Consider the following 17,520-nt stretch of genomic DNA (forward strand, 5'->3'; position numbering starts at 1 on the left):
CGGCCTGGCAGCGTGCATGGTTGCGAGAACCGCTGGCGCAAGCCAGAGCTGCGCGACTGCGCGGCGCAGTTGCAGGGCGCGCCCGAGCTGCTGTCGTTGCCGACCGACCGGCCGCGCCCGGCCGTGCAGGATTATCGCGGCGGCAGCATCGACATCGAACTGGACGCGGACCTGACCCGCGCGCTGCGCGAACTGGGCCGGCGGCAGGGCACGACCTTGTACATGACCGTGCTGACCGCGTGGGCTGCCGTGCTGGCGCGGCTGGCCGGCCAGCCGCAGGTAGTGGTCGGCACGTCGCACGCCGGTCGCACCCGCGCCGAGGTCGAGGCGCTGATTGGCTTCTTCGTCAACACGCAGGCGCTGAAGATCGACCTGGAGGGCGCGCCCACGGTCGCCGACTTGCTGGCGCAAACGAAGCAGGCCGCACTGCGCGCGCAGGACTGGCACGACGTGCCGTTCGAGCAGCTGGTCGAGGCCCTCAATCCGACGCGCTCGATGGCCTACCACCCCGTATTCCAGGTGATGCTGACGTGGCATAACACACCGGCCGTGGCGCTGGACCTGGCCGACCTGTCGGTCGAGCGGCTGCGCGGTGCGCAGACCAGCGCCACCTTCGACCTGGCGCTCGATTTCGAAGAGGTCGGCGAGCGCATCGTCGGCCAGCTCAACTACGCCACGGCGCTGTTCGACGCCGCCACCGTGCGGCGCCATTGGGGCTACCTGCACGCCATGCTGCGCGCAATGGTGGCAGACGAGCGCCAGCGCGTGCACGACATCGCGCTGCTGGACGAGACAGAGCGCACGCTGCTGCTGGAAGGCTTCAATGCCACCCGGCGCGAGCGTGGGCCGGCCGAACCGGTACACCGGCTGTTCGAACGGCAGGCGGCCGCGCGACCGGATGCGCTGGCGCTGGTACACGATACCCACCAGCTGAGCTACGGCGCCCTCAACGAACGCGCCAACCGGCTGGCCCATCACCTGCGCGCGCTGGGAATCGGGCCGGACGCGCGGGTGGCCTTGTACATGGAGCGCGGCATCGACGTCATCGTCGCGATGCTGGCGACGCTGAAGGCGGGCGCCGGCTACGTGCCGCTGGATCCGTCCCAGCCCGCCGAGCGGTCGGCGCACCTGCTGGCGGACTGCGCCCCCATGGCGGTGCTGACCCACGCCGCCTTGCGCACCAGCCTGCAGGCGCCGGCGGGCTGCCACGTCGTCGCCGTCGGCGGCGAGGACTGGGCCGGCCTGCCCGGCCACGATCCGGACCCCGCCACGGTCGGCGTGGAGGCGTCGCACCTGGCCTACGTGATCTACACCTCCGGCTCGACCGGCACGCCGAAGGGCGTGCAGGTCGAGCACCGCCAGCTGTGGCACCAGTTGGCGGCGCTGCACGAGCTGTACGACGTGACGCCGGCCGATCGGGTACTGCAGTTCTGCGCGCTGACCTTCGACGTGTCGGTCGAGGAGATCTTCGGCACCCTGCTGCATGGCGCCACGCTGGTGCTGCGCACCGAGGCATGGGTCACGGATCCGGCCAGCTGGTGCCGGCTGTGCGCGCGGCACGGGCTGACGATCGCCAACCTGCCGACCTTGTTCTGGCAGCAGCTGGCACTGGAGCCGGACGCGCGGATTCCCGCGCACCTGCGCCAGATCGTCATCGGCGGCGACGCGGTCGCGGCGAGCGCGCTGGAAGCGTGGTGGCGCCGGCCGGGGCATCGCCCGGCGCTGGCCAATGCCTACGGGCCCACGGAAACGACGATCAATGCCACCGTCGCCCGTTGCGCGCCGACGGACGCGCCGGGCAGCATCGGCCGGCCCGTGCCGGAAGGCCGCATCTACGTGCTGGACGGCGCGCACCAGCCGGTGCCGCTGGGCGTGGCCGGCGAGATCCATGTGGGCGGCGCGCACGTCGCGCGCGGTTACCTGAACCGCCCCGAGCTCGATGCCGAGCGCTTCCTGCCCGATCCGTTCGTGCCGGGCGGCCGCATGTACCGCACCGGCGACCTGGGGCGCTGGCATGCCGACGGCACCGTCGAGTTCCTCGGCCGGAACGATTTCCAGGTCAAGCTGCGCGGTTACCGCATCGAGCTGGGCGAGATCGAGGCGCACCTGGCGCGGCTCGACGGCGTGCGCGCGGCGGCCGTGCTGGCGCGCGAGGACCGTCCCGGCGAAAAGCGCCTGGTGGCCTACGTGGTCGGCACGAGCGACGCGGCACGCCTGCGCGCGCAGCTGGCCGAGCAGTTGCCGGACTACATGGTACCGGCGGCCTACGTGACGCTGGACGCGCTGCCGTCTACGGCCAACGGCAAGCTGGATCGCCGCGCGCTGCCGGTGCCGGACGAGGGGGCGCTGGTGCAGCGTGTGCACGAGGCCCCGCAGGGCGAGATCGAAACGGTCCTGGCCCGGATCTGGGCGGAGCTGCTGGGCATCGCGCAGGTGGGACGCCAGGACAGCTTCTTCGAGCTGGGCGGCCACTCGCTGCTGGCCGTACGGCTGGTGTCGCAACTGCGCCAGCAGCTGGGCGTGGAGCTGCCGCTGGCCGCGTTGTTCGAATCGCCGCGGCTGGCCGAGCTGGCGCGCGAGGTGGCCATGGCCGCGCGCACCACGCTGGCGGCGATCACGCCGGCCGACCGTACGACGCCGCTGCCGCTGTCGTATTCCCAGCAGCGGCTGTGGTATGTGACGCAGATCGATGCGCAAGCCCACACGGCCTACCATATCCCGGGCGCGCTGCGCCTGCGCGGTGCCCTCGACCAAGCGGCATTGCAGGCGGCCGTGGCCCGCGTCGTCGAGCGCCACGAGATCCTGCGCACCCGTTTCGTCACCCTGGCCGGCCAACCACGCCAGGTCGTCGACGCGGCGCAAGGCTTCACGCTGCAGTACAGCGACGTGGCCGGCGTGCCGGCCGAGACGCTGCGCCAGCTCTGTCATGACGAGGCCACCGCACCGTTCGACCTGGCACACGGCCCGCTGCTGCGCGGCCGCCTGCTGCGCCTGGCCGACGACGACCACCTGCTGCTGGTGACGCTGCATCACATCATCGCCGACGGCTGGTCGCTGAGCGTGCTGGCGCGCGAGGTGTCGGCGCTGTACGAGGCGTACCTGCGCGGCGCGCCCGACCCGCTGGCGCCATTGCCGATCCAGTATGGCGACTACGCGGCCTGGCAGCGCGAGTGGCTGCAAGGACCGGTGCTGCAACAGCAGCTGGCGTATTGGGTGGGGCAGTTGCAGGGCGCGCCGGCACTGCTGGCGCTGCCGACCGACCGGCCCCGACCCGACACGCAGGATTACCGCGGCGCCACGCTGCCGGTTGCGCTGGATGAAGGGCTGGGGCGCGCGCTGGCCGTGCTGGGCCAGCGCCACGGCACGACGCTGTACATGACGGTATTGGCCGCGTGGGCCGCCGTGCTGGCGCGCCTGTCCGGCCAGGCCCAGGTGGTGATCGGCAGCTCCGAGGCGGGGCGCAACCGCGCCGAACTGGAGCCGCTGATCGGCTTCTTCGTCAACGCCCAGGCGATCCGCTTCGACCTGGAGGGCGACGTCAGCGTCGCGGCGCTGCTGGCGCAAGCGCGGCAGCTCGCCCTGCAGGCGCAGGCCCATCGCGACGTGCCCTTCGAGCAGGTTGTCGAGGCCGTGAATCCGCTGCGCTCGATGGCCTACAACCCGATCTACCAGGTGCGGCTGGCCTGGCAGAACACGCCCGAGGTGCGCCTGGACCTGGCAGGGCTCGGCCTGGACAGCGTGGGCAACCAGGCCGGCAGCGCGCAGTTCGATCTGTCGCTGGACCTGGAGCAGGCCGGTGACCGGATCGTCGGCCAGTTGAACTACGCCACGGCGCTGTTCGACGAGGACACGATCCGGCGTCACTGGGGTTACCTGGAGGCGATGCTGCGGGCGATGGTGGCGGACGACGGCCAGCAGGTCGATCGGATCGCGTTGCCGGACCAGGCGGAACGGCAGCTGCTGCTGCATGGCTTTAACCAAACACGCCGCGACTACCCGGCCGAAACGCTGATCCACGCGCTGTTCGAAGCGCAGGCGGCCCGCCAGCCGGAGGTGCTGGCGGTGGCCTGCGAAGGCACTGAACTGAGCTATGGTGCCCTCAACGAGCGCGCCAACCAGCTGGCGCACCACCTGCGCAGGCTGGGCGTGCGGCCGGACGAGCGGGTCGCCGTGTTCGTGGAACGCAGCGTGGACATGGCGGTGGCGCTGCTGGCCACGCTGAAGGCGGGCGGCGCCTGCGTGCCGCTCGATCCGGTCCACCCGGACGAGCGCCTCGCGCACATGCTGGCGGACAGCGCGCCGGTGGTGGTGCTGACCCAGGCCGGCCTGCAAGGGCGCCTGCCCGCGGCGCGGGGTGCCGTCGTGCTGGACGCCCAGCCATGGCAGCACTCGGCCTGGGCGGCCGAGCCGGCGAGCGATCCGGCGCCGGCCACGGTCGGCCTGCATGCGGCGCACCTGGCCTATGTCATCTACACGTCCGGCTCCACCGGTACGCCGAAGGGCGTGATGGTCGAGCACCGCAACGTGCTGACGTTCCTGCGCGGTCTGGAAGAACGCATCCACGGCGTGGCGCCCGACTGCCGCCGCATCGCCTGGAACTCGTCGTTCGGCTTCGACATGGCCGTCAAGGCCTGGGGCCAGCTGGCGCTGGGCCGCAGCGTCCATATCGTACCGGAGCGCACCCGCCTGGACGCCGACGCGCTGCTGGCCTTCATCGAGCGGCACGCCATCGAGGCGATGGAATGCACGCCGTCGCACCTGCGCATGCTGCAGGGCGCCGGCTTCCCGCAGCAGCGCGGCCGCACACTGCGCAAGCTGCTGCTGGGCGGCGAGGCGATCGACGCGGCGACGTGGCGCGCGCTGGCGGCCCACGACGGCATCGGCTTCTTCAATATGTATGGGCCGACCGAGTGCAGCGTGGACGCGGCCTGCGGTCCCGTGGCCGGAGACGTGCCGCACATCGGCCAGGTGATGCCGAACGCGCGCATCTACCTGCTGGATGCGCACGGCGAGCCGGTACCGCTGGGCGCCGCCGGCGAGATCTGCATCGGCGGTGCCGGCGTGGCGCGCGGCTACCTGCACCGTCCCGAACTGACGGCGGAGCGCTTCGTGCCCGATCCGTACGCCGGCATCGACGGTGCGCGCATGTACCGCACCGGCGACCTGGGGCGCTGGCGCGCGGACGGCACCATCGAATACCTGGGCCGCAACGATTTCCAGGTCAAGGTGCGCGGCTTCCGCATCGAGCTGGGCGAGATCGAAGCGCGCCTGGCGCGCCTGCCCGGCGTACGCCAGGCGGTCGTGCTGGCGCGCGAGGACAGTCCCGGCGACCAGCGCCTGGTCGCCTATGTCGTGGCGGACCCGCAGGTGCCGGCGCCCGACCCCGCCGCGCTGCGTGCCCAGCTGGCCGCGCAGCTGCCGGAGTACATGCTGCCCTCGTCCTATGTGGCGCTGGAGCGGTTGCCGGTGACGCCGAACGGCAAGCTCGATCGCAAGGCCTTGCCGGCGCCGGAAGGCCAGGGGCTGGTGCAACGTCCGTACGAGGCGCCGGCCGGCATGGTGGAGCAGGCGCTGGCGGCCATCTGGGCCGAACTGCTGGGGGCCGAGCGGGTGGGCCGCCACGACAACTTCTTCGAACTGGGCGGTCATTCCGCCCTGGCGATCCAGGTGATTTACCAGATGAGCGCAAGGCAGTTGCAGGCCGACGTGCAGATGGTCTTCAACGCGCCGAGCCTGGCGCACCTGGCCGCCGCAACCATTCAACTTGAGGAGGTCGAGCTGTGAGTGCACTGGAATTGCTGGACAAGCTCGATGCCCGTGGCATCGCGGTGCGGGTGAAGGGCGACAAGCTGGCGCTGATCGGCGACCAGCGCCAACTGGCCGACGATGGCCTGATGGCATCGCTGCGTTCGCACAAGGAGGACCTGATCGCGCTGCTGAAGCGGCGCGCCGGCAGCGACGCGCAGGGCGGCATCCCGGCCGGGACGCAGCACATCGTGCCCGACATGCTGCCGCTGGTGGCGCTGGCGCCGGCGCAGATCGAGCGGCTGGTGCAGGCAACGCCGGGCGGTGCGGCCAATATCCAGGACATCTATCCGCTGGTGCCGCTGCAGGAGGGCATCCTGTTCCATCACCGCGTGCAGAGCGCGGCCGACACCTACGTGCTGCCCACCTTGCTGCGCTTCGACAGCCGCCAACGGCTGGACGGCTTCATGGCGGCACTGAACGAGGTGATCGCCCGCCACGACATCTTGCGCACCGCCGTGCACTGGGAAGGCCTGGCCGAACCGGTGCAGGTGGTGTGGCGCCAGGCGCGTGTGGAGGTACGCACGCTGGAGCGGGCGCCGCAAGGTAGCGACGCGGTGACGCAGCTGCAGGCGCATGCCGATCCGCGCCGCGAGCGGCTCGACGTGCGCCAGGCGCCGATGCTGCGCGCCTACGCGATGTTCGATGCCGCCACCGGCACCTGGCTGATGCAATTGCTGCACCACCACCTGGTGCTGGATCACACTGCCTCCGAGCTGTTGATCGGCGAGATCGCGCTGCTGCTCCAGGGCCGGCGCACCGAGCTGGAACCGCCGGTCCCGTTCGGCCGCTTCGTGGCCCAGGTACGGCAAGGCATGGGCGCGGCGGACCATGAGGCGTACTTCCGGCGCGAGCTGGGCGACGTGGCCGAACCCACGGCGCCGTTCGGCCTGATGGACGTGCAGGGCGACGGCTCGGCCGTGCTGCGCTATGGCGCGCGCATGGAACCGGCGCTGGCGGCACGGCTGCGGCGGCAGGTCAAGTCGCGCGGCGTCGGCGCCGCCAGCCTGTTCCACCTGGCGTGGGCCCGCGTGCTGGCGTGCTGCGTTGGCCGCGACGACGTGGTGTTCGGCACCGTGCTGTTCGGCCGCATGCAGGGCGCGGCCGACACGGCGCGGGCGCTGGGCATGTTCCTCAACACGCTGCCGCTGCGCGTGCGCATGGCCGACACCGTCGAGCAGGGCCTGAAGCGCACCCAGGCCGCGTTGGCCGAACTGCTGCGGCACGAGCATGCGCCCTTGACGCTGGCACAGCGCTGCAGCGCGCTGCCGGCCAACGTGCCGCTGTTTTCCAGCCTGCTGAACTACCGCTACAGCCATGAGGGCGAAGGCGAAGGTAAGGTACTGGAAGGCATCGAGCACCTGGGCGGACATGACCGTACCAATTATCCGTTCGTGCTGCACGTGGACGACCTGGGGACAGGCTTCGAGCTGACCGCGGAGGTCGATCACAGCGTGGCCGCGCCACGCGTGGTGGCATTCATGCTGACGGCGCTGGAAGGGCTGGTGCGGGCACTGGAACACGACCCGGCCCTGCCGCTGGCCGCGCTGGACGTACTGCCGCCGGACGAGCGCCGGCAGGTGCTGCACGACTTCAACGCCACCGCCACCGGGTATCCAGCTGCGCTGCTGCACGAACTGGTCGAACGGCAGGCGGCACGCACGCCGGCCGCCACGGCCGTGCGCTTCGAAGGCACGGAACTCGGTTATGGAGAACTCAATGCCCGCGCCAACCAGCTGGCGCGCCACCTGCGCGGCCTGGGCGTGGGTCCCGACCGGACGGTCGGCGTGCTGCTCGAGCGCAGCGAGCACCTGGTGATCGCGCTGCTGGCGGTGGTCAAGGCGGGCGGCGCCTACGTGCCGCTGGACCCGTCGTATCCGGACGAGCGCCTGGCCCACATGCTGCGCGACAGCGCGCCGCTGGTGCTGCTGACCCAGGAAGCCCTGGCGGACCGGCTGGCGGCCCCACAGCTCGTACTCGATACGGCGGCGACGCAGGCCCTGCTGGCCGCTCGCGAAGACACCAACCTGGACCCGGCCGGCCTGGCAGCGGACCACCTGGCCTACGTGATCTACACGTCCGGCTCGACCGGCCAGCCGAAGGGCGTGATGAACAGCCACCGCGGCATCGTCAACCGCCTGCAATGGATGCAGCAGGCCTATGCGCTGGGGCCACGGGACGTGGTGCTGCAGAAGACGCCGTTCGGCTTCGACGTCTCGGTCTGGGAGTTCTTCTGGCCCCTGATGACGGGTGCGCAACTGGTGCTGGCGCGGCCGGAAGGACACAAGGACCCGCACTACCTGGGCGCGGTGATCGAGGCGGCCGGCGTGACGACCTTGCACTTCGTGCCGTCGATGCTGCAGGTGTTCCTGAGCCAGCCGGACGCCGTGGCACGCAGCGCCAGCGTGCGGCAAGTCATGTGCAGCGGCGAGGCGCTGCCGGCCGCGCTGGCGCACGCCGCGCGCGCGCAGCTGCCGCAGGCGCAGCTGCACAACCTGTACGGACCGACCGAGGCGGCGGTGGACGTCACCGCCTGGACCTGCACGGGCGAGGAAGGCACGGCGGTGCCGATCGGCCGGCCGATCGCCAACACGCGCATGTACGTGCTGGACACGCATGGCCGTCCGGCGCCGCTGGGCGTGGCGGGCGAGCTGTATATCGGCGGCGTGCAGGTCGCGCGCGGCTACCTGAACCTGCCGCGACTGACCGAGGAACGCTTCCTGGCCGACCCGTTCGTCGTGGGTGGACGCATGTACCGCACCGGCGACCTGGGGCGCTGGCGCCCCGATGGCGCCATCGACTACCTGGGCCGCAACGACTTCCAGGTCAAGCTGCGCGGCTTTCGCATCGAGCTGGGGGAGATCGAGGCGCAACTGCTGCGCCAGCCGGGCGTGCGCGAGGCGGTGGTGCTGGCGCGGCCGGACGGCGCCGGCCTGGTGGCCTACCTGGTCGCCGCCCCGGCACCGGAACCGGCCGACCTGCGCGCGCAACTGGGCCGGCACCTGCCGGACTACATGATCCCGGCCGCCTACGTCACGCTGGACGCGCTGCCGCTGGGGCCGAACGGCAAGCTCGATCGCAAGGCCTTGCCGGCGCTGGACGGCGCCGCGTTCGGCCGCCAGGCGTTCGAGGCACCGCTGGGCGAGGTGGAACAGGCGCTGGCGGCGATCTGGAGCGAGCTGCTGGGCATCGAACGGATCGGCCGGCAAGACCACTTCTTCGAGCTGGGCGGCCACTCGCTGCTGGCGATCCGCCTGCTCGAGCAGCTGCGCCAGCGCGGCTGGTCGCTGGACATCCGCGCCCTGTTCGCCCATCCAAGCCTGGCCGGGATGGCCGCGGCCATCGAACTGGCCCGCGGCGCCGAGACCCCTGCCATGGACGTGCCGCCCAATGCGATACCGGAGAGCTTCGCGGCATCAAACGAACCACACGACGACATCGAGGAATTCAGACTATGAATATGGACGTAGCAAGCAAGAGCGCAGACGCACAGGCGTTGATCGAGCTGTTCGACGCAAACAAGGTCGAGGTGCGGGTCGAGCAGGGGGAACTCGTCGTCAAGGCGCCCCGTGGCGTGATGACGCCGGCCGTGGTCACCTCGCTCAAGCTGCACAAGCGCGAGCTGCTGGCCTGGGCCGCCGGCCTGCCGGCGCAGGGCCAGCGCCCGGCCGCGGCGGCGCCACGCATCACACCGGACATGCTGCCGCTGGTGCGCCTGGAGCAGGCGCAGATCGACCGGATCGTCCAGGCCACGCCTGGCGGGGCGGCAAACATCCAGGACATCTACCCGCTGGCGCCGCTGCAGGAGGGCATCCTGTTCCACCACCTGCTGCAGCAGGAGGGCGACGCCTACCTGAACCGCCTGCTGATGAGCTTTGACGACCGTGCCTTGCTGGACCGCTTCGCCGACGCGATGAACCAGGCGGTCGCGCGCCACGACGTGCTGCGCACCGCGCTGCAATGGGACGGCCTGGAAGACCCGGTGCAGGTGGTGTGGCGCAAGGCGCGCCTGGAAGTGCAGACGCTGACCTTCGACGGCGAGGACGTGCAGGCGCAGCTGCAGGCCCACGTCGATCCGCGCCGCTTCCGCATGGACGTACGGCAGGCCCCGTTGATCCAGTGCTTCGCCGCGTTCGATGGGGCGGGCGGGCGCTGGCTGCTGCAGCTGATGTACCACCACCTGGTCATGGACCACATCACCCTGGAACTGCTGGTGGGCGAGGTGGTGCGTATCCTGCAGGGACGCGCGGCGGAGCTGCCGCCGCCTGTGCCGTTCCGCAATTTCGTCGCGCAGGCCCGCCTGCACAACAATAATGTCGAACACGAGCAGTTCTTCCGCCGCATGCTCGGCGGCGTGGACACGCCGACCGCGCCATTCGACCTGCTGGACGTGCAGGGCAACGGCGCCAACACGGTGCAGGCGCGCCAGCAGGTCGATGCCGCGCTGGCCGAGCGGCTGCGGCGCGTCGCGGGCCAGCGCGGCGTCAGTGCCGCCAGCATCTTCCACCTGGCGTGGGCCCAGGTTCTGGCGGCGTGCACGGGGCGCGACGACGTGGTGTTCGGCACCGTGCTGTTCGGCCGCATGCAGGGCGGGCCGGGTGCCGACCGTGCGATGGGCATGTTCATCAACACGCTGCCGCTGCGGGTGCGGCTGGGTGCGCACGGCGCCCAGCACAGCCTGGAGGAAGTGAACCGCACGCTGGTCGAGCTGCTGCGTCACGAGCACGCCCCGCTGACGCTGGCCCAGCGCTGCAGCGCGCTGCCGGCCAGCACGCCGCTGTTCTCCGCCTTGCTGAACTACCGCTACAGCCGTCCGGAAGAGCTGGACGAGAGCGAAGTCATCGCCGGTATCCGCCACATCGAGAGCCGCGACCAGACCAACTACCCGTTCGTGCTGCACGTCGACGACCTGGGGCAGGGCTTTCGCCTGACCGCCGAAATCGTCGATACGCTGTCCGCCGAGCGCATCCTCGGCTTCGCGCAGCAGGCACTGGCCGGCCTGGTGGCCGCGCTGGAAAGCGCGCCAGACACGGCGCTGCAGGCGCTGCCGGTGTTGCCCGCGCGTGAACGCGAGCAGGTGCTGAACACCTTCAATGCCACCGGCCGGGAGGACGCGGACGACCCCACGGTGCACCAGCTGTTCGAGCGGCAGGCGGCGCAGACGCCGGATGCCATCGCGCTGGAATTCGACGGGCAGCGCCTGCGCTACGCGGAGCTGAACGCGCGTGCCAACCGGCTGGCACATTACCTGCGCCAGCTCGGCGTGGGGCCGGACGACCGGGTGGCCGTGTGCCTGGAACGCGGCCTCGACCTGGTGGTCGCCATCGTCGCCGCGCTCAAGGCCGGCGCCGCCTACGTGCCGCTGGACCCGGTGCTGCCGGACGAGCGCCTGGCCCACATGCTGCGCGACAGCGCGCCGGTGGCGCTGCTGACGCAATCGCAGCTGCGCTCGCGCCTCGCGCTGCCGGAAGGCGTGACCTGCGCCGAACTGGATGCGCCGGCGCCATGGTCGGACCATCCGGCCGACGACCTGCCGGCCGGCGCGCAGACGCCGGCCCACCTGGCCTACGTGATCTACACGTCCGGCTCGACCGGCCAGCCGAAGGGCGTGTGCATGCCGCACCGCGCGCTGGCCAACCTGCTGCGCTGGCAGCGCGACGACCTGCCGCTGCCGGCACGCACCCTGCAGTTCGCGGCGCTGGGCTTCGACGTGGCGTTCCAGGAGATCTTCTCGACGCTGACCAGCGGCGGCACGCTGGTGCTGGTGAGCGAGGTGGTGCGCCAGGACCTGCCGGCGTTGGCCGACTGGATGCGCGGCCAGGACCTGCAGCGCGTCTACCTGCCGTACATCGCGCTGAACGGCCTGGCCGAGCTGTGGTCGCAACAGGAGCGCCCGCTGCCGGCGCTGCAGGACCTGATCACGGCGGGCGAGCAGCTGCGCATCACGCCGGCGATCCGCCACCTGTTCCGCCAGGCGCCGCAGGCGCGCCTGCACAATCACTACGGCCCGACCGAGAGCCACGTCGTCACGGCGCACGTGCTGGCCAGCCCCGCCGACGAGTGGGAAGACCTGCCGCCCATCGGCGCGCCGATCGCCAACAGCCGCATCTACCTGCTGGACGGGCACGGCCAGCCGGTGCCGCTGGGCGTGACGGGCGAGATCCACATCGGCGGCGTGCAGGTGGCGCGCGCCTACCTGGGCCGGCCGGACCTGAGCGCGGAGCGCTTCCTGGCCGATCCGTTCGTCGAGGGCGGGCGCCTGTACAGGACGGGCGACCTGGGGCGCTGGCGTGCCGACGGCACCATCGAATACCTGGGCCGCAATGACTTCCAGGTCAAGTTCCGCGGCTACCGCATCGAGCTGGGCGAGATCGAGACGCAGCTGGCGCGCATCGCCGGCGTGCGCGAGGCGGCCGTGCTGGCGCGCGAGGACGTGCCGGGCGAGAAGCGCCTGGTGGCCTACGTCGTCATGGAAGAGGGCACGCAGCCCGATCCGGCGGCCTGGCGCGATCGGCTGGGCCAGGCGCTGCCGGAATACATGCTGCCGGCCGCCTTCGTGCCGCTGCAGGCGCTGCCGCAGACCCCGAACGGCAAGCTCGATCGCAAGGCGCTGCCGGCGCCGAGCGGCCAGGCCTTCGTGCAGCGCGCCTACGAGGCGACCATCGGCGCCATCGAAACCACGCTGGCGCAGATCTGGTCCGAGCTGTTGGGCGTGGAGCGGGTGGGCCGGCACGACAACTTCTTCGAACTGGGTGGCCACTCGCTGCTGGCCGTGCGGCTGGTGTCGCAGTTGCGCGAACGGCTGGGCATCGAGCTGCCGCTGTCGGTGCTGTTCACCCATCCGCGCCTGGCTGACCTGGCGCTGGACGTGGCGCAAGCGGGCCAGCAGACCCTCAGCGCGATCGGCAGGGCCGACCGCTCGGCGCCGCTGCCGTTGTCGCTGGCGCAGCAGCGCCTGTGGTTCATTGCGCGGGTCGATGCGCGCGCCAGCAAGGCCTACCACGTGCCGGACGCCGTGCGCTTGCGCGGCCCGCTCGACAAGGCCGCGCTGAAGGGCGCCCTGGACCGCATCGTCGAGCGGCACGAGGTGCTGCGCACCCGCTTCGTCGGCATCGGCGGCCAGGTGCGTCAGGTGATCGACGAGCCGCGCGGCTTCGCCCTGGTGCAGCAGGACCTCGCCGGCGCGGGCATGGCGGAAGTCGAGCGGATCGGCAGGGAGGAGGCCAGCCTGCCGTTCGACCTGGCCCTGGGCCCGCTGATCCGCGGCCGCCTGCTGCGCCTGGCCGACGAGGACCACGTGCTGCTCGTCACCACGCACCACATCATCTCGGACGGCTGGTCCGCCGGCGTGCTGGCGCAGGAGTTCTCGACCTTGTACGAGGCCTTCCACGCCGGCCGTTCCGACCCGCTGCCGCCGCTGCCGATCCAGTACGCGGACTTTGGGGTGTGGCAGCGCCAGTGGCTGCAAGGACCGCTGCTGCAGCAGCAGTTGCAGCAGTGGGTCGAGCAGTTGCGCGGCGCGCCCGCGCTGCTGGCCGTGCCGACCGACCGGCCGCGGCCGCCCATGCAGGATTATCGCGGCGCCAACGTTGCCATCGAGCTCGATAGCGCGCTGACGGAAGGCCTGAAGGCGCTCAGCCAGCGGCACGGCACGACCATGTACATGACGCTGGTCGCGGCCTGGGCCGCGGTACTGAGCCGCCTGTCGGGCCAGGAGCAGGTCGTCATCGGCAGCTCGCACGCGGGCCGCAACCGGGTCGAGGTCGAGCCGCTGATCGGCTTCTTCATCAATACGCAGGCGCTGAAGATGGACCTGGCCGGGCGCCCGAGCGTGCACGCGCTGCTGGCCCAGGCCAAGCGGATGGCCGTGCAGGCGCAGAGCCTGCAGGACGTGCCGTTCGAGCGGCTGGTGGAGGCGCTCAATCCGCCCCGTTCGCTGTCGTACCACCCGGTATTCCAGGTGATGCTGTCCTGGCATAACACGCCCAAGGTGCAGCTGGGATTGCCGGGGCTGACGGCCGAAGCCATGGCCAATGCGCCGGACTTCGCCCAGTTCGACCTGTCGCTGGAATTGCACGAGGTGGACGACCGCATCGGTGGGCAGCTGAACTATGCGACGGCGCTGTTCGACGAAAGCACGATCCGGCGCCACTGGGGCTACGTGCACGCGATGCTGCGCGCCATGGTGGCGGACGACAGCCAGCAGGTCGACCGCATCGACCTGCTGGACACGGCCGAGCGCCGCCTGGTGCTGGAGACGTTCAACGAGACGCCCGCGACGCCGGCGCAGGGTGGCCTGATCCACGCGCTGTTCGAGCGCCACGCGGCCGCGCAGCCGGACACCACGGCAATCGCCTGCGCGGGACGCGCGCTGAGTTATCGCGAACTGAACGCCCGCGCCAACCAGTTGGCCCGGCACCTGCGTGGCCTGGGCGTGGGACCGGATGCGCGCGTGGCGATCTGCGCCGAGCGCAGCCTGGAGATGGTGGTGGCGCTGCTGGCCACCTTGAAGGCGGGCGGCGCCTGCGTGCCGCTCGATCCGGTCCACCCGGACGAACGGCTGGCCCACATGCTGCAGGACAGCGCCCCCGTCGCGGTGCTGGCCCAGGCGGCGCTGCGCGCGCGGCTGGCCGTGCCGCCGGCCAGCGCCTGCGTGCTGCTGGACGAGATGCCGTGGCAGCAGGCCGCCTGGGGCGCCGCACCGGTGGACGACCTGGACGCCGGCGCCGTCGGCGTGACCGATGCGCACCTGGCCTACGTCATCTACACATCCGGTTCCACCGGCACGCCGAAGGGCGTGATGGTCGAGCACCGCAACGTGCTGACCTTCCTGCACGGGCTGGAGGCGTGCATCCACGGCGTCGCGCCGGATTGCCGCCGGATCGCCTGGAACTCCTCGTTCGGCTTCGACATGGCGGTCAAGGCCTGGGGCCAGCTGGCGCTGGGCCGTACGGTCTTCCTGCTGCCCGAAGAGACGCGCCTGGACGGCGCCGCGCTGCTGGACTTTATCGAGCGGCACCGCATCGAGGCGATGGAATGCACGCCGTCGCACCTGCGCCTGCTGCAGGGCGCCGGTTTCCTCAAGGGCCGTGCGGCCACGCTGCGCAAGCTGCTGCTGGGCGGAGAGCCGATCGACGCGGCCACCTGGCGCGAATTGGCCGCGGTGGAAGACACGCTGTTCTTCAATATGTACGGCCCGACCGAATGCAGCGTGGACGCCACCTGCGGTCTGATCGACGGCCGCACGCCGCATATCGGCCACGTCATGCCGGGCGCGCGCGTCTACCTGCTCGACGAGGAGCGCCAGCCGGTGCCCATCGGCGTCGCCGGCGAGATCCACATCGGCGGCGCGGGCGTGGCGCGCGGCTACCTGGACCGCCCCGAACTGACCGCCGAGCGCTTCCTGCACGATCCGTTTGCCGGGGCTGCGCAGGGGCGCATGTACCGCACCGGCGACCTGGGGCGCTGGCGTGCGGGCGGCACCATCGAATACCTGGGCCGCAACGATTTCCAGGTCAAGCTGCGCGGCTTCCGCATCGAGCTGGGCGAGATCGAGGCCCAGCTGGCGCGCGAGGACGGCGTGCGCGAGGCCGTCGTGATCGCCCGCGAGGACACGCCGGGCGACAAGCGCCTGGTCGCCTACGTGGTGGCGCGGCAGGGCGCCGCGGCACCCGATCCGGCGCTGCTGCGCGCCCGTCTGGCCGGCAGGCTGCCCGACTACATGGTGCCGTCCGCGTTCGTGCCGCTGGAGGCACTGCCGCTGACCGCGAACGGCAAGCTCGATCGCAAGGCGCTGCCGGCGCCGGAGGGGCAGGGCCTGGCGCAACAGGCTTACGAGGCGCCGCAGGGCGAGGTGGAACAGATGATCGCCGCCTTGTGGGCCGAGCTGTTGGGTGTGGAGCGGGTCGGCCGGCACGACAACTTCTTCGACCTGGGCGGCTATTCGCTGATGGTGTTCCAGGTGATCGAGGGATTGAAGCAGAAGGGCTACAACGCGGCGCTTCAGGACGTGCTGCTGGCGCAGGAGCTGAGCGCGCTGGCCCAGCTGATCACCGCCAACAACGGCGGCGCGCCCGCATCGAGCCAGTGGGTGACGATCCGCCGCGGCGGCACCCGGCCGCCGCTGGTCTTCATCCATGAACCCAGCGGCGAAGTGCTGTCCTACGAGCGCCTGGCGCGCCATATCGACGACGAGGTGGGGCTGTACGGCATCCGCGCCGACCGTGCCGCCGTCACGGCCCAGACCACCTACGAGCAGCTGGCGGAGAGCTACGTGCGCATCCTGCGCGAGGCGCTGCCGCAAGGGCCTTACCGGCTGGCCGGCTGGTCGGCCGGCGGCGTGCTGGCCTACGAGGTGGCGCGCCAGCTGGTCGCACAGGGGCAGGAGGTGCAGTTCGTCGGACTGATCGACAGCTGGCTGCGCGGCACGGCCGGCGCCACCGCCGGCGCGATCGGCCTGGCCGACAAGCTGATGCTGCTGGCATCGTACATCGAATACCAGGGCTACCAGCTGGCCGACGCGGAGACGGCGCAGCTGATGGCCGCGGCCGACCTGCCGGCGGCGCTCGACCTGGCCCGGCGCCAGCGCTGGCTGGGCAAGGACATCGATGCCGCCGACTTCGAAGCCAGGATCGCGCTGGCGTACCACCTGCGCCAGGCCGCGCATGCCTACGTGGCGCAGCCGGTCGACGCACCCGTCCACCTGTTCACGGCCGACCCGCGCGAAGCGGCCGATCCCGCCAACGGCTGGGGCACCGTGCTGCGCGGGCGCTTGCAGGTGTACCCCATCGGCGGCGACCACTGGAGCTTGATGATGGAGCCGGCACGGGCCGGCCGGCTGGGCGGCGCGATGGCCGCCGTGCTGGCCGGGATCGACGGCACCGTGACGCTGGCCGAGCCGGCGCTGCATCCGGCGGCCGTCATCGTCCGCACCGGCAGCGCGCGCGGACGCAAGGTGTTCTGCATACCGGGCGCCGGCGCCAACGCCACTTCCTTCCTCGACCTGTGCGGCGGCTTCGATGCCGGCGTCACCGTGATCGGGCTGGAGGCGGAAGCCCTGCTGGGCCGCGACGGGCCGGTACCCACCGTGCCGGAGGCGGCCGCGCGCTACGTGGCGGCCATCCGCGCGGTGCAGCCCGCCGGGCCATACCACCTGGCCGGCCATTCCTTCGGCGGCTGGATCGCCCTGGAAGCGGCGCGCCAGCTGCTCCAGGCGGGTGCGGTGGTGGCACCGGTAGTACTGATCGATACCGAAGCGCCGCGCGCGCAGGGCCATGCCAGCCGCGCGCAGGCGCTGCGCCAGTACATCAGGCTGGTCGAGCAGGGCGGCGGCGCGTCGCTGCACATCGACGCGGCCGACCTGGCCCGGCGCGACGAGGCCGCGCAGGTGCTGCTGGTGTGCGAACGCATGAAGGAGGCCGGCCTGCTGCCCGCCAGGGCGCGCGCGGCGGACCTCGAACCCGTCATCGCGATGTTCTGCCGCCAGTGCACCATCGGCTACCGGCACGAGCAGCCCAGCGGTGCCGACGTGCTGTTGTTCGTGGCGCCCTCCGGCGGTGCCGGCGATGCCGTCGACGTGCCCGCCTGGCGCCAGCTGGAACCGGGACTGGCCGTCGTCAACGTCGCCGGCAGCGACCATCTGTCGATCCTGAAACCGCCCCACGTCGCCATCGTGGCCACTGAAATCCTCAAACACTGGTATCTCGGCTGATGATT

3 protein-coding genes are annotated in these 17,520 nt (G+C 71.5%); all 3 read left to right on the plus strand.

Features of this window, described 5'->3' with window-relative positions; all coding sequences use genetic code 11:
* The first annotated feature begins 12 nt into the window (after positions 1 to 12).
* Genes E7V67_010140 through E7V67_010150 form a run of 3 tightly spaced genes read left to right on the plus strand, consistent with a single transcriptional unit; the run spans position 13 to position 17,515 of the window.
* On the plus strand, positions 13 to 5,784 hold the full coding sequence (locus E7V67_010140; protein ID WUR15436.1) for an amino acid adenylation domain-containing protein: 5,772 nt from the start codon (positions 13 to 15) through the stop codon (positions 5,782 to 5,784).
* Entirely contained in the window at positions 5,781 to 9,263 is a 3,483-nt protein-coding gene (locus E7V67_010145) for an amino acid adenylation domain-containing protein (GenBank protein ID WUR15437.1), read from the plus strand. The genes E7V67_010140 and E7V67_010145 overlap by 4 nt, the downstream gene beginning before the upstream one ends.
* On the plus strand, positions 9,260 to 17,515 hold the full coding sequence (locus tag E7V67_010150; GenBank protein ID WUR15438.1) for an amino acid adenylation domain-containing protein: 8,256 nt from the start codon (positions 9,260 to 9,262) through the stop codon (positions 17,513 to 17,515). Before E7V67_010145 ends, E7V67_010150 begins: the two co-directional genes overlap by 4 nt.
* Positions 17,516 to 17,520: the final 5 nt, after the last annotated feature.

The organism is [Empedobacter] haloabium, assembly GCA_008011715.2.
Lineage (GTDB): Bacteria > Pseudomonadota > Gammaproteobacteria > Burkholderiales > Burkholderiaceae_D > Rugamonas > Rugamonas haloabia.